We start from the raw sequence: 21351 nt of genomic DNA, 5'->3' as shown, positions 1-21351 counted from the left end.
AAAGATGAACGAGCGGAAGCCTATAGGGCAGCTCCTCAAGGAACGGGGCTTTATCACCGAGGAATATATTCGATTTGCCCTCCTTGAACAGAAGGCTACCCGAGAGAGGCTAGGAGAGATCCTAACCCGCCTTGGATTGGTTACGGAGCTTGAGGTAGCCCGGGTGCTAGCTGAACAGGCTGGCCTGCCTTTCGAGGATCTTTCCACGGTAACCCCGGATCCCAAAGCCCTCCTCAAAGTTTCTCCGGCCTTTGCGAAACAGAGGGAGGTTTTGCCTCTCAGGATAGAGGAAGGGGCCTTAGTGGTGGCCCTTTCTGATCCCTTCAATTTCCCCCTTCAGGAAGCCATCTCTCGGGTCTCCGGTATGCGGATCAAGCCGGTGGTGGCCGCCCGTTCGCAGATCAACCGGGCGAGCGAAAGGTTCTATTACTTCCTAGAAAGTCCCCCGGAAAAGGAGCTCGAAAAGGTTACGGAACGTTTGCGGGAAAATCCCAACGCTGAGGTGAATATCGAGGACCTCATTGAAAAACTTCTCATCGTGGCTACCGGAAAGAGGGCTACCGATATCCATATTACTCCTTCGGAAAAAACCACCCAGGTTTTCTTCCGGATAGACGGGGTCTTGGAACCTTTTTGGATCTTTCCTCGGGTCATTCATAGTCGTCTCATAGGGGCGATCAAGGTCCGAGCCGGAATGGATATCGCTGAGGTCCGCCTGCCGCAGGATGGAAGGATGCACTTTGCCTTCTTGGGAGAGGAATACGACTTGCGAGTCTCCACCGTGAGGACTCCTCCTGGAGAAAACATGGTCATTAGGATCCTTCCTGTGGGAAGTGCCGTGCACCATCTCTCCACTCTGGGTTTTACCGAGGAGGAGGTGGCTCTAATCAAAGAGATTTTTGAAAGACCCTACGGTATGTTCCTGGTAACCGGACCCACGGGTTCCGGGAAAACCACCACTCTTTATGCCGGTCTGAGGCTCCTGAATCTCCTAGAGAAAAACGTCCTTACCGCCGAAGATCCCATTGAATACCGGTTGCCTCTTGCGCGCCAGACCCAGGTCAACGAAGAGGCCGGATATACTTTCGCTCGAGCCATAAGGCACTTTTTGCGGCAGGACCCCGATGTGATCCTAGTGGGCGAGGTGCGAGACGAAGAAACCGCGGAGATGGCGGTAAGAAGCGCCCTTACAGGCCACCTTTTTCTTTCTACTTTGCATACTAACGATGCCCTTTCTACCATCTACAGATTGAAGGACTTGGGGATAAGCTCGGATCTCTTGGCTTCTTCTCTCCTAGGGGCTTCGGCCCAGCGCTTGATCCGAAAGCTTTGTCCCTATTGTCGTGAGGAATATCATCCTCCGGCGGAGCTTTTAACTTACTATAACCTTCCCCGGGACCACACCTATTTCCGTGGAAAGGGGTGTGAGTTCTGTGGGGGACGAGGATATCTAGGCCGGATAGTAGTTACGGAAATCTTCCGAGTCTCGAATCGTATTCGGGCTCTGATTGCGGAAGATGCCCCTCTGGTCAAAATTGCCGAGGTTGCCCGTGGAGAGGGGATGAAGTCTCTTAGAGATTCTGCCCGGGAAAAGGTCCTTGAAGGGATCACTACGGTGGAAGAGATACGGAGGGTAATAGGTTAATGCCGCTTTATCGTTTTAAAGCCCTAACTCCCGAAGGAAAAATAATAAAAGATCAGGCCGAGTTTCCCGATTTCAGGGCGTTTTACGACTACCTCAAAAGCGAAGGCTTGGTCCTTCTAAAATATTCTACCCGGCCAGCTCTACCCTGGGATCGGATAACAGTTTCCAAGATCAAACGGCCGGAACTAGCAGAATTTTGTCACAATCTGGCCCTCCTTATAAGGGGAGGGGTGCCCCTTCTACAAGCCTTAAAGGATTTGAAGGAAGCTACACCCAACAAGCGTCTCAAGCAAGCCATTACGGCCCTCGTTCAGGAAATCATGGCCGGCCATCCCTTGTCCAGGGGTATGGAGCGAGAAAAGGGGATTTTCCCGGGTATCGTAAGATCCTTGGTCTCTCTCGGGGAAGAGACCGGAAGGCTTGACGAGACTTTGGAGGAGGCCTCTCAACATCTTTACCGGGTGCACACCATTATCACCCAGACCAAAAGGGCTATGCTCTATCCGACCTTCGTGCTCATCAGCATGACCGGAGCCCTGCTTTTTTGGCTACTTTTCGTTCTTCCTAAGATTCTCGAACTCTTTACGCAATTTCAGGTAGAGCTCCCTCTGCCTACCCGGATGCTTCTTGCGGTTACCGAGTTCCTGCGGACCTATATATTATATTTGGCGACATTTTTCATCGCCTTCTTTACGCTTTTATTTTTCCTTTACCGCAAGGTACCCGTGGTGCGTTATTGGTTAGAAAGTTTTTCTCTAAAGGTGCCACTTATTGCCAAAATAAAAAGAAGTTCGCTTTTGGCCTTTTTTTTTGAGTATTTATCTTTGCTTCTTGGTGCCGGAATTGATATTTTACGTAGCTTTGATATTATATTTGCCAATATTCAGAGTGAAATTGGTAAGCGTTTGGCTAGGGAGATAAAGGAAGGTATTTTGCGCGGTGAAAGCTTGCATCAGGTGGCCTCAAGGGTAGGGCTCTTTTCTCCTTTAGATCTTAGGATGATCGGGGTGGGGGAGGAGACCGGTAGATTGGTTGAACAACTACACCATCTTGCCCGATATTATTATGACATCATCCAGGGGCTGGTGGAAACCTTGAGCAAGATTCTGGAACCCATCTTGATTTTTATAACCGGTATAATCTTCCTTTTGATTGTCATATCCCTTATAGGTCCCATTTATGAACTCATCGGTCAGATCCACTGAGATGCCGGATTATCTGGGGTTTTTTGGCCTCCGGGATCATCCCTTCCGGATGACCCCTGATACGGACTATTTTTATCCTTCTCCGGAGCACAAGGCCGCTCTCGAGTCACTGAAATATGGGATCCTTAAACGGGAAGGCTTTCTGGTTCTCACCGGAGAACCCGGGATGGGGAAGACCCTTCTAATTCGTCTCCTGTTCAAGGAGCTTCCCACGGACGTCCTTACGGCTATGGTTTTGACCCCTACCCTGGGTCCAAAGGAGCTCTTTGAGGCTATTCTGGAGGATCTTTCGATTCCGGCAAGCGGTTCCAAAGAGAGTCTGCTCAAGACCTTTCGGGATTACCTCTTCGGGCTGGCCAAGGAGGGCAAGACCCTTCTTTTGGTGATAGACGAGGCTCAGAATCTTCCGGTGGAAAGCCTCGAGGAATTGCGGCTACTCTCTAACTTTGAGACCGAAAAGGGCAAACTCCTACAAATACTTCTTTCTGGTCAACCCTTGCTTGAAGAAAAACTTCGTTCATCTGATCTCTCTCAGCTCGCCCAGAGGATTACCATCTGGGAGAAGCTTGAGCCCTTCGGAAGGGAGGAGGTCCTGGATTACGTAAGGTTTAGGCTGGCCAGGGCCGGGGGGGCCGGGGTGGTCTTTAGCCGGGGTGTGGATAGAGAACTTCATCGCCTTACCGGAGGTATTCCCCGGGTGATAAACAAGGTCATGGATAGGGCCCTTCTTATAGCCTTTGCCCGGGGTACCTCTCGAGTTAGTCCGCAGATTGTCAGAGAGGCAGCCGAGGCCGCCGCCCTTTCGATTAGAACTTCCCGGAAAACAACGCTCCGAAAATACGTGCTCTGGGGGTTTTTAGGACTTTTAATCCTTTTGGGACTGGTGTATGCCGTCTTTGTTGGTCGTTAAACCGTACGAAGACCGGTTTTTGGGGGTTAAGGCCTCAAGGAAGCGGGGTCGGTGGGAGTTTTCGGCGGTCAAGGAATGGAAGGCCTCTGAACTTAAAGGCCGGTCGGTGGTGGCCTTGGAGACCACTCCGCGGGTCTATTTCTCCCGAGAGACCTTAAATAAGGGCCCAAAGGAGGTTCTCCACCTGCAGGCCGAGGATAAGATAAGGGACTCAGGATACTTCACCGGAGCTTTTCAGACCGCTATCTGCAAACTTTCCGAGGGGCCGGTTACCGTAGAGGCTGGGATCCTGGCGCTTGAACCCCAAGGGGTAAACCATTTAATTGAGACTCTGGGGAGGGCTCAGGCTCGACTCAAGGCCATTCATCACCAGGCCGTGGCTATGGCCTTTCTGGCAGGCTTTCTTTCAAAGGAGCCGGTGCTTGTGGTATGGATCTCCCCGGAAGGCCTTTGGATGACCGTCTCCGAGGCCGGAGGGCTTACCTACCTCCGTTTCCAGGAGGTGGACGAGTTTCTAGGGCTTGAAGGGCATCCTATAGAAGAAAGCATCCTGGCTGTTCTAGATTATTATGAAAGGTTTTTTGGAAAGACTATCCGCAAGATCCTACCTTGTGGTCCGAAAAGGGAGGCGGTGCCTCGGGTAGAAACTCTAGAACCTCTATCTCCCGATCTCAATAGACTTATCAAGGCCCCAGAGGAGGAGCTTCTCACTTATCCGGAGCTTTTCGGGGCCGTTTTTGTGCCGGAAGGATACAATCTCCTCCCCGAAACCCATAAGTTTTTCCTGAAGAACCTGGAGTGGGTCCGTTGGTCCGGAGGGATACTTTTTATATTAGCCCTTCTTAACTATGGACTTTGGGCCTATTTTTACCAGAAGAACCATACCCTTGAAGCTGAAATCTTCCGTACCCGCAAAACTCTAGAAAATAAGCTTTCGATCCTTAATAAGGATTATTCTCCCTCTCAGGTAAAAAATCTAAAGGAGTATCTGAGTCTTAAAGAGAGTTTCGAGAAGCAGCCACGCTTGGACGAATTCTTGTGGTGGCTTGGTAACAACCTTCCCCAAGGGATAAAGGTACGTTCTCTTGAGACTTCTAAGAAAGGCCTAAACTATGAGCTAGGGCTTAAGCTATTTTTTGAGGGGGATCTGGCCTCGGCTAGGAGAGGCTTTCTCACTTTTTTCGACAAGATAAAGACTAGAGCAGAGATATTGGATACCCGTTTTAATTACGATGAAATGGCCCAAAGGGCCGATTTTGAACTTAAGGTAAGGCTTAAATGAAGGGTTTTTTGAACATTTATCGGCGGGAATGGATAGGACTTCTAGTGCTCACGATGGTTTTCGTGGTAAGCGCCTTTCTTGCTATGAGGGAATACGGACGTTTTGAAAGAAACGTGTACCTTTCGGGCAGATTGAAACAAGAACTCAGGGTTGCGGAGGAGGTTCTTAGAAGACTTGAAAGCTATGACAGGTATCCCTTCTGGCGACATCTTAGCCCTCCTCAGGAGGTAAAGATTTATGAGAAGTTAGGGTTGAGGCCCTTTGAGGAGGCTATTTATAAACTTTCAAATCTGTATGTAGAACGTGGATTTTTCTTTTTGGATAAGTTCGAATTGAGGACTTGTCTAGGGGAGAAACGGGGAGTGCGCCGATCTCGTCCTTCTTGCGTGCCGCATTTTTATGTGACCGGGAGGAAGGTGCTTTTTTGAAAATGGATAGATATAAAATCTTGGGGCTATTTTGGGGTCCTGTGGTGCTGGCCGTGGCCCTGAGTCTCCTTTTCTACTGGCATTTAAGGCCTGATCTCAGGACCATCAGGGTTCCGAGCGTACCTCAGGGTTACCGGGAGATCCCTCAGGTGAGTCCCGAGAAAATAAGATACATACCCCGGGAGCCGGTTATAAGTGAGGCCTTTTTGCTTCTGGATAAACCGGTTCCTCCTAGCCCCCGGAGTGTCCTTGAGCTCAAGGCGGTATTGAAGATCGGACAGGAAAAGATTTGTAAAATTGACGGTGAATTGTTAAAAGAGGGCCAAAAGATAGGTCCTTTTAAAATAGTTTTTATCGGGGACAATTATGTGGAATTGTATGGCAGACAAAAAAAGATCCGGCTTCTGGTGGGTGAAAAGCTTTCTTTTTAGCCTGGTGATTTTTTCCTTGTTGGGGTGTGCTACTAGAACTCCACAGGAGCAGACCTTAGATCTTGCCTCAACCTCTCCTCCACAACCCTCTGAAACTCAGTCCGCGCTTCCCGAACTGAAACCTATTTTTAAAGAAGTTTCCCCGTTCGAGACCCGAAGACTTTCCCTTTCTGTAAGAGAGGAAGACGCCATCGGAATCTTCTATCTTCTGGCTCGAGAGGCTGGGCTTAACCTAGTGATCGAAAGCGAGGTCTTTGATTACTTGCCCGAGGATAGGCGTTTCATAACCGCCGAGTTTCATGATTATACCTTAAAGGAGATCCTTGAGAGCATCTGCCGCATACTGGATCTAACTTACGAAATCCAAGGGGGTATTATTTACATCAAGGCCTTTGAGGAAAAACTGTTTGACCTTTCTTTTCTTCAAACTCTGAGAAGTTCTAAGTTTTCTTTGGGGGGAGATGTCCTGGGTGGCGTAAGCGGTAGTGCCGGCGGATCTAGCGGAAGCAGTGGCGAGTCGGGGGGAACCGAATTCGTGTCCCCTCTTAAAGGTCAATATGAGTTGAGCGGAGAGACTACCAAGGACTCCACGGATGTCTATAAACAACTTGAGGCTTCCATTAAAGTCCTCCTCTCAAAGGACGGTACTTTCACCTTCAATCGTTTGACGGGCAACCTTTTCGTAAGGGATCACCCTTCTCGGGTAAAAAGAGTAGCCGAACTGGTGGAAAGACTTAGGAGCCGTTATGGTCGCCAGGTCCTTATCGAGGCCAAAATTGTGGAAGTGGATCTTTCTCGGGGCCATGATCTCGGTATAGACTGGGTGAGGATACAGGAAGCCAGGCTTCCCAACGCTTCAGCGGCCACTCTGGACCTTCGGCCGACGATGACCACTTTGACTTTTACTTATCAGCACAAACCCTCCTTCGAAGGCATGCTAAAGCTACTTGAAAGTTACGGCGAAGTCCACATTCTTTCCAACCCCAGACTTCGGATCCTTCACGGCCAGCCCGCTCTCATAAGCGTGGGACGTTCTGTGGGGTACGTAAAGGAGATAAACCGGGAGGTTATCTCTTCGGAGAACATCTCTCAGACGCAGACCACGGTGGACACCAGTGCCATCTTTGACGGGTTGCTTCTCGGGGTTACCCCTCATATTACGGGAACAGGAGAAATTATCTTGCACATCGTCCCCATAAAAAGCGATCTGGTAGAGTTGAAAAGGGAGGAATTCGGAACGGATACCGCGGTGACCCTGCCCCAGGTGAACCTTAGAGAAATGAGCACAGTCATTAAGGTTACGCCCCATGACCTGGTGGTTATTGGAGGCTTGATACTCGATAGGAAAAGTACTGAGACTCGAAAGGTCTGGGGGCTTGGGCGTCTTCCAGGCTTGGGATCTCTTTTTACCCATTCCCTAAAAGATAACCGTAAGGTGGAACTGGTAATCCTACTTAAGGTTTCTCTGGTTTGATAGATGAGCAAGCTTTACGAAATCCTTAAACAGATTGAAAGCCGAAAAGAGGGTTCTTTTCCCTCTGAAAAATTTTCAGAGAGAGTTTCCCCAGAGTCTAGGAAGAAAGTTGCTATCCTGATCGGCATTCTGGTGCTCTCTGTCATTTTGGGGTTTGGGGGTTTTTATGCCTTTAAAAGCTTCTTCTTCCCCGAGGTGTATATTCCCCAAACGTCCATAGTTAGGAAATCTTCTCCTCCAGCCCCAAAAGTTGTCCAAGAATCTAAAGTCCAGGAATCTAAAGTTGAAGTTAAGCCGCCAGTCAAGCCCCCCAAAGTTGAGGCCTCCCCTAAAAGCAAAGGGGCGGCGTTACAAGCTTCTAAGTTGCCGGAAAAAGTAGTAGTTTTAGCTACTTCGAACGAGAAACAAACGAAGAGAGATATGGTGAGGAAACCTTTGAAGGAAGCGGCGAAGGGCGCCTTCTCGGAGAGGTCTTACAAGATTAAAAAAGAGCCGGCCAAGCCCCCCCTTCCTCTGGGGCCTGAGGAGAGATTGCGTGGTCTTTTGGTGCGGGCCGAGTCTTTGCGCAAAAAAGGTCAGTGTAGTGAGGCTTTGAGACTTTATCGAGAATATCTTAAACTTCGAAAGAGCGCCGAAGTCCTAAATAATTACGCCGCTTGTCTATTTCTGGTAGGAGACTTAGAGGAAGCGGAGACAGCCTTGCGGGAGTCCTTGAAATTGGTGGACGATCCCTCAACTCGTTTAAATTTAGTAATGGTGGAGATAAAAAAGGGAGACTATTCTGAAGCCTGTCTGGAATTTAAGAAAATAGATTCTATTTCAGGGTCTCTTTACCGGGATTTGGCCCAATTTCTCAAAGCTCGTTGCAGATAATCATGAAAATAGCAGTTGTTGGAGCTGGAAGCTGGGGGACAGCCCTTGCCAAAGTCTTGTCCGAAAAAGGACATGAAGTCTTTCTCCTAGCTCGAAGATCTGAAGTTGCAGAGGCCATCAATCATAGGCGCGAAAATCCTCAATACCTTCCAGGCATAATCCTTCCTGCGGAGCTTCAGGCTTCAGTAGAACCAGAGGTCTTGAGAGATAGAGAGTTAATCCTCTGGGTGGTTCCCTGTCAGAGTTTGCGGGGAGTTCTGAAATCTTTGCGAGATTACCTTGGATCCGACACTCCTATGATCTCGGCCATTAAAGGTATCGAGATTGAGAGTGGAAAGACCCCGTTTGAGGTCCTGCAAGAATTTTTTCCGGAAAACCGGGCTCTGATGGTGCTCTCTGGTCCAAGTTTTGCCCTGGAGGTAGCCAATAGGCTTCCCACGGCGGTGGTCTTGGCAGGAGAGGATGAAAAACTGGTGCATAGTTTTCAGGAGGCCTTGTCCCTCCCTTATTTCCGTATATATCGGAGTCTGGACGTGCGGGGGGTGGAGCTCTGTGGGGCTTTAAAAAACATAATCGCCATTGCGGCTGGTATCTCAGACGGCTTGGGGTTAGGGCTTAACGCCCGAGCGGCCCTTATCACGCGGGGTCTGAGTGAGATCATAAGGCTGGGCGTAAAGTTGGGCGCTAAATCTATTACTTTCTCCGGTCTGGCCGGTCTTGGAGATTTAGTTCTTACCTGCACCGGGAATCTTTCCCGTAACTACACCGTGGGCTTCCGGCTCGGAAAGGGTGAGAAACTTTCGGAGATACTTCAGGACCTCCACCAGGTGGCCGAAGGTCTGAAGACAGCTTTGGCCGTCAAAAAGCTTTCCGAAAAGCATCAAGTGGAAATGCCTATTTCGGAGGCTGTCTATCGGATTTTATACGAAGAGGAGAGTCCTGCGGAGGTCCTTAGGAAATTGCTTTCTCGGCCTCTGAAGGCCGAGTTTGAAGTTCTCCCACTTTGATCTGTCCTTCGATTTTAGCCCCCTCTTCTACTAAAAGCCTTTCGGCTAAAAGTTCTCCTTTAAATCGGGCCGTTTTTTTGAGGTGTAGGGATTTTGCTCGTACTCGACCATCGATAGATCCGAAACAGATGATCTCCTCGGCTTCGATTTCGCCATTAATGATTCCCGTATCACCTATGACGACCTTCTCACCACTTAGTTGCCCCTTGAGCTTGCCTTCAAATTTAACATTTCCCTGAAAAACAATATTTCCCTCTATTTCGAGACCGGTCCCAATATAGGCCTTGAGGTCTTCTCTGGCCAGATCTTTCTTGAAAGGCATTTTTATTTCTTGGCCAGCTGTAGACGGAGATATTTGGAAGGATTCAAGTAACGGCCGTAACGTCTGATTTCGTAATGAAGGTGGGGTCCTGTGCTCCGGCCGGTATTTCCTAGATAGCCGATGACTTGTCCCCGTTTCACCTTTTGACCGGCCCGGACTTTAATCTTTTTAAGATGCCCATAAAGGGTGGAATAACCGAAACCGTGGCGAATGACCACTACTTTTCCATAACCACTGTGGTTTCCGGCATAAATGACTTTCCCATCGGCGGTGGCTCTGATAGGAGTACCGGGATAGCTTACGATATCAATCCCAGTATGGAAAGCCGGTTTACCTGTGAAAGGATCCTTACGTCTTCCATACCGTGAGGAGATATATCCTCGACAAGGTTTGCCTATAGGGACTTTAGAAAGAACTTTAAGGTAAGCTTCTATATCCGAAAGTAGATATTCATAAGTATTGAGTAGTATTTCAGGGGTAGCTTTCTCTTGTAGAGGGACAAAGATTCCCCCTTCCGGTTTGTAGGGACCACCTTTGAAAGCCTTGTTCTGGGCGGATTTCACATATTTGGAAAGTCCTAGGTCTGCCACCAGGTCTCTGAGCATTTGGGAATGATTTTTTAATTTGCCTACGGCATTAGCCAAAAGTTCGTGCTTTTCCTTTTCAAGCTCGGAAATACGGAAGAGGAGATCATCGTTTTTCTTTTGAAGGGCGATTACTTCACTTTTTAAATTTTTTACTTCTTGACGAAGTGTTATGTTGTTCCATAAAGCCCAGAAACCAATTGCGGAGAAGACACACAGACTTATGAAAATAAGAAGTAGCCACTTGAGATAACAATATTTTATCTTGTATTTTTTAGTTTTTCCTTCCTCTGGAAGGAGCAAAAGATAGAGTTCTTCACTCATGGGCTACATCCTATAAAATTTTTTGTGAAGGGGCAAGTCCGAAGTCTTTTTCGCTAAAGACTTCGGCGGTGAAGAGATAGAGTTCGGTTTCGGGATCTTGCCAACAACGAGGCGGAAGGCCGGCCTTAAGACATACATGGTCAAGAAAGGTTTCTCGATCCCAGCCGTGTTCTACCGCTACTTGGGGCAACAGTACTCCTCTGAAATAACCTTTGATAAGGTACACTCCATGTTTGCCAACTTCTACTTCCTCCGGCCCTCCCTTCCTAAGAGGTGAAAGCACGGAGATTTCTATCTCTATCTCTGGAAGTTCATCCGCAGAAAGAGGAGGAAACCGGGGATCATTAAGAGCCGAGGAAAGAGCCATTTCCTGAACTACTTGATAGAGGGGTTTTTCCGATTGAAAACAGCCTATGCAACCTCGTAGTTCACCATGTTTGTGAAGGGTTACAAAGGCCCCTGCCGGAGAAGATATGTTAGGCGAGGAAGGAGGTGTGATTTCTAACTTTCTGCGCTCGAAATAGGCCTCCAAGGTCTTTCGGGCAAGTTTTAGGAGAAAGATCTTCTCTTCGTCTTTAAGATCCATCTTTTACCATTTCCAGGATCTTTTCCTTGGTTAAAACCCCCGAATGGGTGAGACCGGAGGGGAAAATATAGGTAGGTGTTCCACTTATACCCAAAGATTTGACGAACTGCACGCTACCCTCTACCTTTCTTTGCCCTTCGGGGCAGGTGCTGTTTCCATTATAGTTTATAAGGAGAGTTTCGAAACCTTTGCCTTCACAGATCATGGAAATGGCCTTGGCTTTGGCTTTAGGATGGAGCTTTTCAAGGGGGAAAAAGACGACGTTGACTTTTACCTGATTTTTTTGGACAAGCTCCCAAAGAATCTTTTCCGCCCTTTTACAGAAGGGACAGTCGGGATCCGTGATGAGAAAGATCTCCGGCCCTGACCCAGCCGAAAAGGCCACGTACTTTTTTAAAGTTTTCAGTTTCTCTGGGGAAAGCTTGACGCGATTAAGCTCGGCGATCTTTTCCTGAGTGAGATCTTTCCGATATGTGAGATCAATGATTCTACCAGCGATCAAAAATTTTCCACTTTCGTCGATATAGGTGAGTCCTCTTCTTTGACCTTGTAAAACAATTACTTCACATATGCCCTTTACAGGAGATGGCGAAACCTTGATGATCTTTATCTCCGGCCCTTGGAAAAGTTCTTTGAGAGCCCGTTCTGTCCTTTCCGCGGAGGGACAGCCAAAGCCTAGAGAAATCCAGATGAGAAGAATAAGAAATATTAGTCCAAATTTTTTCATAATTGCCTCCCCTAAATCTTAGGACTCAAATAACATTTTATTATGAGGGTGTAAAGGGTAGTCAATTCGAAAAATCGGATTAAAGTAGGGGCGAGGTTTTTTGGAGGAGGCTGAGTTATGTTGAAAAAGTGGCATCTTTTTACTCCCGGTCCGGTACCGGTACATCCTAAAGTCCTTTTGGCAGGAGCAGGGCCTATTCCGCATCACCGTCTTCCCGAATTTTCAGCGGTTATTTCGGAAATCAGACAGGATCTAAAGTATCTCTTTCAGACCGAAAGGCCGGTCTTCTTTTTTGCCTCTTCTGGGACCGGAGCGATGGAGGCCGCGGTGGCCAATCTTTTCTCGCCGGGTGAAACCGTTCTGGTAGTGAGAGGAGGCAAATTTGGCGAACGCTGGGGCGAAATCGCAGAGACTTACGGTTTAAATCCAATTTACGTGGATGTACCCTGGGGCAAAGCCGTAAGGCCGAAAGAGGTGGAGGAGAAACTTGAGAACCATCCTGAAATTCGGGCCGTGCTGGTTCAGGCCCACGAGACCTCAACCGGAGTGAAACACCCGGTTCGGGAACTGGCCGAGATTACTCGGTCGAGAGATGTCCTGCTTGTTGTAGATGCCATCTCTGCGCTTGGAGTTTATCCTCTTCCTATGGATGAGTGGGGACTTGATGTAGTGGTGGCTGGCTCACAAAAAAGCCTGGCTCTTCCGCCGGGGCTTTCCTTTATAGCCCTCTCGGAGAAGGCCTGGTCTCGAGTGGAAAGTGAGGGTCTTCCCCGGTATTACTTTGACTTGCGACGTGAGTGGAAGGCCTATGAGAAGGATACTACTGCTTATACTCCGGCGGTGTCCCTTCTCTTGTCTCTCAGGGAATCCCTCAAACATATCCGCGAGATGGGATTGGAGAGGCTCTTTGCTCATTACAGTCTCCTTTCCGAAGCCTGTCGTGAAGGGGTTCTGGCTTTAGGCCTCAAACTTTTTGCAGAGGAACCTTGTGAGGCCTTGACTGTGATTGAACTTCCCGATGGGGTGGACGGCGGAAAGCTCAATCGGATACTCCGTGAAAAATATGGGGTCATTTTTGCAGGAGGGCAGGGGAAACTTAAAGGACGTGTAGTTCGTATCACCCATATGGGGGATCAGAGTCCCTTAGACGTGGTTTTGGCCCTTTCAGCCCTTGAGATCGGACTTTCGGAAATGGGTTATCCCGTTAAAATGGGAGCCGGAGTCTCAAGGGCCTTAGAATACATTAAAGAAAAGGCTAGGGAGGTTTCCGCATGAAGGTTTTGGTGACAGATCCCATTCTTCCTGACGGAATAGAGATCCTCAAAAAGGCCGGTCTTGAAGTCGAGGAACGAACGGGTCTTTCTCCGGAAGAGCTCAAGGAAGCCATCCGGGAGGCCGATGGTATCATCATCCGCAGCGGTACCAAACTTACGGCCGAAGTTATTGAGGCTGCCGAAAGACTTAAGGTCATTGCCCGGGCTGGTACCGGACTCGACAACGTGGATCTTGAGGCTGCCAACCGAAAAGGGATCGTGGTTATGAATTGTCCCGGTGGGAATACCAATTCCGCCGCGGAACACACCCTGGCCATGATGTTCGCTCTGGCCCGGAATATCCCCCAGGCTATGACCTCCCTTAAGGCTGGCCGCTGGGAAAGGAAGAAATTCATGGGCCGTGAACTTATGGGTAAGACTTTGGGCATTATAGGCTTGGGGCGGATCGGTTCAGTAGTGGCGGATCGAGCCCTGGGGCTAAAGATGCACGTGGTGGCCTATGACCCCTTTGTGACTCCAGAACAGGCTTCCAAAATGGGGGTGGAACTCGTTTCCCTTGACGAACTTTATGCCAGAGCAGACATCATAACGCTGCATGTGCCGCTTATGAAAGAGACCTATCACCTCATCAACGCCGAAAGTTTTGCCAAGATGAAAGAGGGGGTGCTCCTCATCAACTGCGCCCGAGGTGGAATCGTGGACGAGATGGCCCTCTACGAAGCCATGAAGAACGGAAAGGTGGCCGGAGCGGCTCTGGATGTCTTTGAGAAAGAACCTCCGGACCCGGATCATCCCCTGCTCAAGATGGAAAACTTTGTTTGCACTCCCCATCTTGGGGCCTCTACCCTTGAGGCCCAAAAGAACGTGGCCCTGGCGGTGGCCACGCAGGTAGTGGATTTTCTGGTCCACGGTGTTGTTCGGAATGCGGTCAACATGCCTTCGGTTTCGGCGGAGGCCCTGAAGATTCTCAAACCCTATATCGTGCTTGCTGAAAAATTGGGGGCTCTTCAGGCCCAACTAGCCGAGGGCCCGGTTGAAGAGATAGCCATTGAGTATCAAGGCGAGGTCTCGCAACTTGATACCGAGCCTCTTACCGTAGCCCTGATAAAGGGGCTTCTCTCGCGGGCCCTTCGAGAGGACGTCAATTATGTAAATGCTCCTCTGCGGGCTCGGGAGAGGGGGATAAAGATTACGGAATCCAAGACCGAGACTGCGGAAGACTTCCTTAATCTCATCGCCGTGCGGATCAAGTTCAAGGGAGGAGATAATTACGTGGCCGGGACCATTTTCGGTAAGACCGAGCCCCGGATCGTACAAATCAATCGCTTTAGGCTGGATGCTCTGCCTGAGGGGCATATGCTCTATATCCACAACGAAGATCGTCCGGGAGTGATCGGTCTTATCGGGGTAACCCTAGGGGAAGCCGGACTCAACATCTCCCGTATGTATGTAGGTCAGGAACCGGAAAAACGTCGGAATGTTATCCTACTTTCGGTAGACACGCCGCCGGATGAAAGTGTGGTTTCGGCCCTGCGCAATCTTCCACACGTCCTCTCGGTAAAACCTCTTGAACTTTAAGATTATGGTGAACCTTAGGGATTTGACCTTGGAAGAACTTGAAGCCTTTTTCGAATCCCTGGGAGAGCCTCCTTTTCGAGGGAGACAGGTCTTTCGCTGGCTAATGAGGTCCAAAGTAGAAGATTTCATTTCTATGAGTGATCTTCCCAAGTCTTTGAGGGAGAAGCTTTCGGAGATAGCCGAGATCCGACTCCCGGAGATCCTTAACCGCAAAATCTCTACCGATGGCACCGCTAAACTGGCCCTTAAACTCTACGATGAGGAAGTGATTGAGTGCGTTCTCATCCCGGAAAGGGATCACTTTACCTTGTGTGTTTCTACGCAGGTAGGCTGTGCCATGGGATGCCGTTTCTGTCTTACCGGGAGGATGGGTTTTCGTCGGAATCTTTCCACCGGGGAAATCGTCTCTCAGGTCCTTGTGGCTCTGGGGTTCATGGACGAAGCCGGTCTTAAAGACAAACCTCTCCGGAATATTGTTTTTATGGGTATGGGGGAACCTCTGGCCAACTATCGCAATCTGGTAAAGGCCCTCAAGATACTTACCCACCCCAAGGGGCTCCATTTCGCAAAGAAAAGAACCACGGTTTCAACCGTGGGGCTGGTGCCCCAGATGCGAACTTTAGCCGAGGAATTTCCGGTGGCGATTGCGATTTCGCTTCATGCCCCAGATAATGAACTCCGGGAAAAACTTATTCCAGCCACCCGGCGCTATCCTATAGAAGATATCCTTGAGGCTTGTCGGGTTTACCCTTTACGCAAGGGAGCTCGCATTACTTTTGAATACGTGCTGTTACGTGGCGTGAACGACCATCTCTGGCAGGCCCGGAAACTGGCCGAACTCTTGCGCGGGATTCCGGCCAAAATAAATCTCATTCCCTTTAATCCCCATCCGGAACTGCCCTTTAAACGTCCTCGTGAGGAGCACATTCGCCGTTTTCAAGAGATACTCCTTTCCGAAGGCTACGTGGCCACGATTCGCAAGAGTAAAGGGCTTGACATTGGGGCCGCCTGCGGCCAGCTCCGGGCAGAAGTGGCTGTTTATTCCTGAATATCCGAAAGATTAGCAAAAGAAGAATAAGGGGCCTGGAAGGCTAGTTTTACCGTTCCGGTGGGGCCATTCCTTTGTTTGCCGATAATAATTTCAGCCACCCCCTTATGAGGAGTGTCTTTGTTATAAACCTCGTCCCGATAAATGAAGACGATAAGGTCGGCGTCCTGTTCGATGGCCCCGGATTCTCGAAGGTCAGCAAGCTGAGGACGCTTGTCCGGGCGTTCTTCCACCCGACGATTGAGCTGTGAGAGGGCTACTACCGGGACATTGAATTCCTTGGCCATGGCCTTCAAGGAGGAGGAAATGTCCGAAATTTCCTGCTCTCGGCGTTCACGTCGCTCACGGCTTTGTAAGAGTTGGAGATAATCGATGATGATGAGACCTAGGCCATGTTCGCTCATGAGGCGCCGGGCCTTGGCCCGAAGGTCAAGAATGGAAAGGGCCGGGGTATCGTCCACGAAAATGGGGGCCCGAGAGAGCTTGTTGGCGGCAAAGGTAAGCCTCTGCCACTCGCTTTCCGAAATCCGCCCGGTTCTTAAACTTTGAAGGTTTACCCGGGCCTCGGCGCAGAGCATACGGGCCGCAAGCTGTTCCCGACTCATTTCAAGGGAAAAGATGCCTACCGGAATACCGGCTTCAGCCGCGGCATAACAGGCGATGTTCAGGGCCAAAGAGGTTTTCCCCATGCTGGGCCGACCGGCTACGATGATGAGGTCTCCGGGTTGAAGCCCGGCCGTCATGTGGTCAAACTCCGTAAACCCGGTGGGCACACCGGTGATGAGTTCCGGACGCTGATGGAGTTTTTCAAGCTGACGGATAGCCTCCTTGATAAGCTCCTTGATATTTCTAAAACCATCTCGCTCCGAGTAAGAGCGCAATTCAAAGATAGATTTTTCCGCAGCCTCAAGGATGTCTTCCACAGGTTCAGCAGCCTCATAGGCCCGGGCCGCAATCTCAGTGGCTACCCGGATGAGACGCCGGAGAAGGGCCTTTTCCTTTACGATCTGGGCGTAATGGACTGCATGGGCCGAGGTGGGAAGAAGCCCGGCAAGCTCGGCTAAATAGGTAGCTCCTCCCACCTCCTCCAGAGTGCCACGCGAGACCAGTTCGTCGTGAACTGTGATGAGATCGATAGGTTCGTTGCGTTCGAAAAGGGAGAGCATGGCCCGGTAGATCTCGGCATGCGCCTCCCGGTAAAAGTCCTCCGGAGAAAGAATTTCAACTACTTTGAGGATTACGGAGGGCTCAAGAAATATACTCCCCAGCACCCCCCTTTCCGCCTCGAGGTTTTGAGGCGGAAGACGATCCAGAAGGAGAGCCGGGGCCTCTTTCCGTCGGGCCAAAACTATTCTTCCAAAGGCACAACTTTAATTTTGAGGTTAGCCGTAACCTCCGGGGAGATACGAATCCCAACCTCATATTCCCCGAGGGTCTTGATAGGATTGTCCAACAAGACCTGTTTGCGGGAAATCTCTATGCCTTCCTTTTCCAAGGCTGCTACGATGTCCTGGGCGGAAACCGAACCGTAAAGCCGATCCTCCTCAATCACCCGCTGCGGGATGGTGAGGGTAAGGGCCTCAATCTTTTCGGCCAGACTCATGTGTTTCTTGCGCTCACGTTCGGCCTTGGCCAGGATGATCTGCCGCTCCCGTTCCATAGCGGCCAGATTCTTGCGGTTGGCCGGAATGGCAAACCCCTTGGGTATCAAATAGTTACGAGCATATCCATCCTTTACTCTGACTACGTCTCCGGGTTTTCCTAATTTGGGGACATGGGTGCGCAGAATGACTTCCATCTTAGCCTCCCATACGGATAATCTCTTCCGGCTCGAGTTCGGCCACAAAAGGCAGAAGAGCCATTATTCTGGCCCTTTTAATGGCCGTAGTAAGGCGCCTTTGATGATAAGAACAGGTTCCGGTCTGTCGCCGGTGGATGATTTTGCCCCTTTCGGTAAGGAAGGCCTTTAGGGTTTCGGGTTCCTTGTAGTCAATTTTAAGATTGGGGTCCGCACAGAACTTGCAGACTTTTTTTCGAGGGAAGAACCTACGTTTTACCGTAGAATTGTTGGCCATCTCAATCCTCCTTCAAAATCTTTTAAGCCGCGGCCGCGGCTTCTTCTTCCGGAACATATCGGTCTTCAAGCTTTACCACGATAAACCGAATAACCCTTTCATCTACCCGGAAATAAGATTCTATTTTGGGAGGCAATTCGGCATTCCCGTAGAATTCGACTAGGATATAGTAGCCCTGTTTTTTCTTTTCAATAGGATAGGCCAACTTCCGCATCCCCCACTCATCGACCTTTAAGACTCCACCATCATTTTCTTGAATGAGATTGGTGAGTTTTTCGAGGACGGCGTCTTTTTCTTCTACCCGGTCAGGATGGATAATGAAGAGGGTTTCATACTTACGGATGCGCTTCGGACGTTTGTACTCGATCATCTCAAACCTCCCCTTGGTCTTGTGGCCCCCGGTCTAAGCCGGGAGCAGGGCTCAAATACAAAACTTGGTGGGCGGTGCTGGATTCGAACCAGCGACTTCCACCGTGTGAGGATGACGCTCTACCACTGAGCTAACCGCCCACCGGTCCTTAATATAGCCCGCTTCTTTTTAAATGCAAGTCTCTAAAATTTTAAGCAGTTTTCGGTCCGCGGGACAGAGTTCAAGATCAAATAGTTCCCGCGGTTTAAACCAGGCCACTTCCTGCCCCTCTTGGGGAACGACCGGTCCTTTTATGAGGGCCTCGTAAAGGCTAAGTTCGATGGTCACTTCAGGGTAATCATGGGTTACCGAGGCCAGTTTTTGACCAACCTCGGCGGAAACCCCCAGTTCCTCTTGAAGTTCCCGCTTTAGGGCCTCTTCCGGGGTTTCCTCTGGTTTTACTTTCCCGCCGGGAAACTCCCAGAGCCCGGCCCGGGCCTTGCCCGGAGGCCTCCGGGCAAGAAGTATGCGCCCGGAAACGTCCCGCACGAAGGCCGCCACCACCGGCACAGCTTTTTTAGGCATTCCCGAAAACCCGATGGAAGATGGTGTCCACGTGCCGGAGATAGCGCTTGAGATCAAAGAGGCTTTCGATCTCTTCGCGGGAAAGGTGCCGCGTAATATCTTCGTCCGCCAGCACCAGGTCTTTGAAGTTCTTGCTTCGGTCTTCCCAGACCTCCATGGCCCGCCGCTGGACCAGACGGTAGGCCTCCTGCCGCGGAAGGCCCTTTTCGGTAAGGGCCAGAAGTAGAGGCTGCGAGAAAACGAGACCGCGTAGGAGGTTAAGGTTGGCCTCCATGCGTTCGGGGTAAACCACCAGTCTATCGAGGAGGCCTTCCAGGCGCTTCAACATGAAATCCGCCGCCGTGGTGGCGTCTGGTACGATGACCCGCTCCACCGAGGAGTGGCTGATGTCCCGCTCGTGCCAGAGGGCCATGTTTTCTAAAGCCGGGGTGAGATAACCCCGCACGAGACGCGCAAGCCCGCAGAGGTTTTCAGAGAGGATGGGGTTTCGCTTGTGGGGCATGGCCGAGGAACCCTTCTGTCCCTTTGCGAAGTATTCTTCGGCCTCAAGCACCTCGGTTCTCTGTAAGTGCCGGATCTCGGTGGCGATCTTTTCTACTGTACCGGCCAAGATGGCTAGGGCCGCCATGTATTCCGCATAACGATCCCGCTGGATGACCTGGTTGGAGGCCGGGGCCGGTTTCAAGCCCATCTTTTCACACACATAGGCTTCTATCTCCGGTTCCAGGTGGGCGAAGGTGCCCACAGCCCCGGAGATCTTGCCGTAGGAGATGGTCTCAAGCGCGGCCTCAAGCCGACGAAGGTTACGCCGCATTTCGTCGTACCAAATGGCTAGTTTCAGCCCGAAGGTGATGGGTTCGGCGTGAATTCCATGAGTGCGGCCGATCATGACCGTATCTTTATATTCAAAGGCCCGGCGCTTTAGGACCTCAAGCACGGCCTTCACATCCTCGATGATGATTTCCATGGCCCGTTTCATGAGCCAGGCCATGGCGGTATCCAGCATGTCCGAAGAGGTCATGCCGAGATGAAGATACCGGCCTTCCGGACCGATGATCCTTTCCATATAGGTGAGAAAGGCGATGACATCATGCCGGGTCTCCTTTTCGATTTCTTCCACCTGAGCTACGTCCTCGGGAGAAAAACCCTCTTCAAGATACTTGCGGGTCTTTTCCTGAATCACTTTGAGGGCAGATTCCGGTACCTTTCCGAGCTTAGCCCAGGCTTCACAGGCCAGGACCTCCACCATAAGCCAGGCCCGGAGTTTTTCCTCCGGACTCCAGAGTCGGGCCATTTCCGGACGGGTATAACGCGGGATCATATACTACCTCCTTTAAGCATCTTTGGCGTGAAAAATAGACTATAATTCCCTTCAAGGGAAGTGGGCTTGCGGGAGCCGGCGAGCGCGGTTATAGTATAGCTGACCTCGGTGGTGACCGTAGCTCAGGTGGTCAGAGCGCCGGGCTGTGGCCCCGGAGATCGTGGGTTCGAGTCCCACCGGTCACCCCAAAAGTTAACGATTTCTTCAGGACTTGTAAACGGCAAAATCTTCCTGGGCACCTTTGGGGCACTCGCCGGGATTCTTATGATTTGGTCGATTTCAAAGCGTTTCCTCATAGTGCCCCTCCTCCTTCCTAGTGTTTTCGCTTAACATAAAGGGTGTGTCAAAAATGGGGGGCACTTCAAGAACATTCAACCCTCGTCCACTTTTCTGGAAACGAATAGCTCCAGGAACTCCCTGGGGCTAACAATCCGTATGCCTTGAAATTCTTTAAGGGGTAGAAGATGCTTTCGGTCTCCCGAAATTACATACTCAGCCTTTGCTTCAAGCGCGCACTCAAGCACCCGGTTGTCTGCAGGATCTTCTATAATGACTTCTACTCGCTCAAGCGGAAAAATTACGGTGGTGAAGCTTCTGATTTCCGCCAAGGTAAGGCTGATCTGATAGTGGTTCCACCCGAATTTTCTCCTGAGAACCCCGGCCACCTCGGCCAGGATAGCTTCACAGACAAAAACTTCAATTTTTCCTTTTCTGGCAAGATTTCTTAGCTCGGCACATGTCCCGCCAAAAAGCAGGGCCGAAAGATATATATTGGTATCGAATACCGTTCTAATCAAAGAGCTTCCCGAAATTCATGAACGAGTTTTTCTACATCCCCCTCGTCTTTTAGACCCAGAGCCTTCACCGTCTCGGTTCCCCAGGCCCGCAGTTTTTCCCATCTTTCTTCCGAAGCTACATAAGCCTCAAGAGCTTCTTTCAGGATGCGACTTTTAGAAACTTTTCTGCGACGAGCTAACTTTTCCGTCTTTTCGTAAAGTTCCAGAGGCAGAGAAAAATTTACTATCTTTGTGGTACGTCCCATACAGGAGACCTCCAATAAAGAATTTTCTTTACCAACTGACTGAAAGATAATGTGTTACAGAGGATAGAGCAAGCCTTTTTCCTTATTCCTGATCCAATAAGATCTCGATTTTTAGCCACGCGGCCATTGTTTCCCGGTAAAATAGCTAATAATTACATATTATCTACAATGTCTTTGACGATGAGGTGCAGGCCATATCACGGAGATATTAAACTTCCCATTCCAGTCTACTGCGTCGGCGGGAACCATGAGGACTGGCCGTATCTAGCCTTTGAAGAAGA

The 21351-nt window shown here is 50.1% G+C and carries 24 protein-coding genes and 2 tRNA genes; 13 read left to right on the top strand and 13 right to left on the bottom strand.

Annotated features, from left to right (window positions below; genetic code table 11):
* The first annotated feature begins 4 nt into the window (after positions 1-4).
* From TDIS_RS06660 to TDIS_RS06620, 9 genes are all read left to right on the top strand, one after another.
* On the top strand, positions 5-1645 hold the full coding sequence (locus TDIS_RS06660) for a GspE/PulE family protein (protein WP_068670592.1): 1641 nt from the start codon (positions 5-7) through the stop codon (positions 1643-1645).
* The gene (locus TDIS_RS06655) at positions 1645-2850 is read left to right on the top strand and encodes a type II secretion system F family protein (RefSeq protein ID WP_068670589.1); all 1206 of its coding nucleotides are present in this window, start codon (positions 1645-1647) and stop codon (positions 2848-2850) included. Before TDIS_RS06660 ends, TDIS_RS06655 begins: the two co-directional genes overlap by 1 nt.
* A 1-nt stretch (position 2851) precedes the next feature.
* On the top strand, positions 2852-3760 hold the full coding sequence (locus tag TDIS_RS06650; protein WP_068670587.1) for an ExeA family protein: 909 nt from the start codon (positions 2852-2854) through the stop codon (positions 3758-3760).
* Positions 3738-5042, top strand: coding sequence for a hypothetical protein (locus tag TDIS_RS06645; RefSeq protein WP_153303795.1), 1305 nt, complete (start codon positions 3738-3740; stop codon positions 5040-5042). The genes TDIS_RS06650 and TDIS_RS06645 overlap by 23 nt, the downstream gene beginning before the upstream one ends.
* Positions 5039-5470, top strand: coding sequence for a hypothetical protein (locus tag TDIS_RS06640; protein WP_068670583.1), 432 nt, complete (start codon positions 5039-5041; stop codon positions 5468-5470). Before TDIS_RS06645 ends, TDIS_RS06640 begins: the two co-directional genes overlap by 4 nt.
* A 2-nt stretch (positions 5471-5472) precedes the next feature.
* A complete protein-coding gene (locus tag TDIS_RS06635) occupies positions 5473-5901 on the top strand; it encodes a hypothetical protein (protein WP_068670581.1) in 429 nt (142 codons plus the stop codon).
* Complete coding sequence (locus TDIS_RS06630) at positions 5849-7375, top strand: hypothetical protein (RefSeq protein WP_161939495.1); 1527 nt, start codon at positions 5849-5851, stop codon at positions 7373-7375. Before TDIS_RS06635 ends, TDIS_RS06630 begins: the two co-directional genes overlap by 53 nt.
* A 435-nt stretch (positions 7376-7810) precedes the next feature.
* Positions 7811-8248, top strand: a complete 438-nt coding sequence (locus TDIS_RS11045) for a tetratricopeptide repeat protein (RefSeq protein ID WP_153303794.1) — start codon at positions 7811-7813, stop codon at positions 8246-8248.
* A 2-nt stretch (positions 8249-8250) separates the two neighbouring features.
* Positions 8251-9255: an NAD(P)H-dependent glycerol-3-phosphate dehydrogenase gene (locus TDIS_RS06620; protein WP_068670575.1), complete on the top strand. Its 1005-nt coding sequence runs from the start codon at positions 8251-8253 to the stop codon at positions 9253-9255.
* On the opposite strand, the gene TDIS_RS06615 is transcribed toward TDIS_RS06620, so the two are convergent.
* Genes TDIS_RS06615 through TDIS_RS06600 form a run of 4 tightly spaced genes read right to left on the bottom strand, consistent with a single transcriptional unit; the run spans position 9200 to position 11798 of the window.
* Positions 9200-9577, bottom strand: a complete 378-nt coding sequence (locus tag TDIS_RS06615; RefSeq protein ID WP_084271009.1) for a bactofilin family protein — start codon at positions 9575-9577, stop codon at positions 9200-9202. The genes TDIS_RS06620 and TDIS_RS06615 overlap by 56 nt on opposite strands.
* Before the next feature lie 2 nt (positions 9578-9579).
* Entirely contained in the window at positions 9580-10485 is a 906-nt protein-coding gene (locus TDIS_RS06610; RefSeq protein ID WP_068670574.1) for a M23 family metallopeptidase, read from the bottom strand.
* A 10-nt stretch (positions 10486-10495) separates the two neighbouring features.
* Positions 10496-11071 carry an AmmeMemoRadiSam system protein A gene (amrA, locus tag TDIS_RS06605; RefSeq protein WP_068670573.1) on the bottom strand — a complete coding sequence of 192 codons (576 nt, stop codon included), beginning with the start codon at positions 11069-11071 and terminating at the stop codon, positions 10496-10498.
* Positions 11061-11798: a DsbC family protein gene (locus TDIS_RS06600; RefSeq protein ID WP_068670572.1), complete on the bottom strand. Its 738-nt coding sequence runs from the start codon at positions 11796-11798 to the stop codon at positions 11061-11063. Before TDIS_RS06600 ends, amrA begins: the two co-directional genes overlap by 11 nt.
* Before the next feature lie 117 nt (positions 11799-11915).
* Here TDIS_RS06600 and TDIS_RS06595 point away from each other — a divergent pair, with 117 nt between their 5' ends.
* The 3 genes from TDIS_RS06595 to rlmN are packed head-to-tail and all read left to right on the top strand — an operon-like array spanning position 11916 to position 15698.
* Positions 11916-13073 carry a pyridoxal-phosphate-dependent aminotransferase family protein gene (locus tag TDIS_RS06595; protein WP_068670571.1) on the top strand — a complete coding sequence of 386 codons (1158 nt, stop codon included), beginning with the start codon at positions 11916-11918 and terminating at the stop codon, positions 13071-13073.
* Entirely contained in the window at positions 13070-14650 is a 1581-nt protein-coding gene (gene serA / locus TDIS_RS06590) for a phosphoglycerate dehydrogenase (RefSeq protein ID WP_068670569.1), read from the top strand. The genes TDIS_RS06595 and serA overlap by 4 nt, the downstream gene beginning before the upstream one ends.
* A gap of 4 nt (positions 14651-14654) precedes the next feature.
* Positions 14655-15698 carry a dual-specificity RNA methyltransferase RlmN gene (rlmN, locus tag TDIS_RS06585; protein ID WP_068670567.1) on the top strand — a complete coding sequence of 348 codons (1044 nt, stop codon included), beginning with the start codon at positions 14655-14657 and terminating at the stop codon, positions 15696-15698.
* Here rlmN and dnaB read toward each other — a convergent pair.
* The 7 genes from dnaB to purB form a co-directional block, all read right to left on the bottom strand.
* The gene (gene dnaB, locus TDIS_RS06580; RefSeq protein WP_068670565.1) at positions 15689-17044 is read right to left on the bottom strand and encodes a replicative DNA helicase; all 1356 of its coding nucleotides are present in this window, start codon (positions 17042-17044) and stop codon (positions 15689-15691) included. The genes rlmN and dnaB overlap by 10 nt on opposite strands.
* A gap of 2 nt (positions 17045-17046) precedes the next feature.
* Positions 17047-17496, bottom strand: a complete 450-nt coding sequence (gene rplI / locus TDIS_RS06575; protein WP_068670563.1) for a 50S ribosomal protein L9 — start codon at positions 17494-17496, stop codon at positions 17047-17049.
* Position 17497: 1 nt separating this feature from the next.
* Positions 17498-17773, bottom strand: a complete 276-nt coding sequence (gene rpsR, locus TDIS_RS06570; protein ID WP_068670561.1) for a 30S ribosomal protein S18 — start codon at positions 17771-17773, stop codon at positions 17498-17500.
* Between the two features lie 22 nt (positions 17774-17795).
* Positions 17796-18116 carry a 30S ribosomal protein S6 gene (gene rpsF / locus TDIS_RS06565; RefSeq protein WP_068670653.1) on the bottom strand — a complete coding sequence of 107 codons (321 nt, stop codon included), beginning with the start codon at positions 18114-18116 and terminating at the stop codon, positions 17796-17798.
* Between the two features lie 92 nt (positions 18117-18208).
* A tRNA-Val gene (locus TDIS_RS06560) sits at positions 18209-18283 on the bottom strand.
* Positions 18284-18311: 28 nt separating this feature from the next.
* A complete protein-coding gene (locus TDIS_RS06555) occupies positions 18312-18707 on the bottom strand; it encodes a (deoxy)nucleoside triphosphate pyrophosphohydrolase (RefSeq protein WP_084271008.1) in 396 nt (131 codons plus the stop codon).
* On the bottom strand, positions 18700-20028 hold the full coding sequence (purB, locus tag TDIS_RS06550) for an adenylosuccinate lyase (protein WP_068670558.1): 1329 nt from the start codon (positions 20026-20028) through the stop codon (positions 18700-18702). Before purB ends, TDIS_RS06555 begins: the two co-directional genes overlap by 8 nt.
* Before the next feature lie 111 nt (positions 20029-20139).
* Here purB and TDIS_RS06545 point away from each other — a divergent pair.
* Positions 20140-20216: transfer RNA gene (locus TDIS_RS06545), tRNA-His, on the top strand.
* A gap of 183 nt (positions 20217-20399) precedes the next feature.
* Here the strand turns inward: TDIS_RS06545 and TDIS_RS06540 are convergent.
* Both TDIS_RS06540 and TDIS_RS06535 read right to left on the bottom strand, forming a co-directional pair.
* A complete protein-coding gene (locus tag TDIS_RS06540) occupies positions 20400-20825 on the bottom strand; it encodes a putative toxin-antitoxin system toxin component, PIN family (protein WP_161939494.1) in 426 nt (141 codons plus the stop codon).
* Positions 20822-21070 carry a ribbon-helix-helix protein, CopG family gene (locus TDIS_RS06535; protein WP_068670556.1) on the bottom strand — a complete coding sequence of 83 codons (249 nt, stop codon included), beginning with the start codon at positions 21068-21070 and terminating at the stop codon, positions 20822-20824. Before TDIS_RS06535 ends, TDIS_RS06540 begins: the two co-directional genes overlap by 4 nt.
* Positions 21071-21351: the final 281 nt, after the last annotated feature.

Origin of the sequence: Thermosulfurimonas dismutans, from assembly GCF_001652585.1 — a bacterium.
In the GTDB taxonomy this organism is placed as follows: domain Bacteria; phylum Desulfobacterota; class Thermodesulfobacteria; order Thermodesulfobacteriales; family Thermodesulfobacteriaceae; genus Thermosulfurimonas; species Thermosulfurimonas dismutans.
The sequence above is the reverse complement of the archived record's forward strand: the minus strand, read 5'-3'. Positions and strand labels throughout refer to the sequence as shown.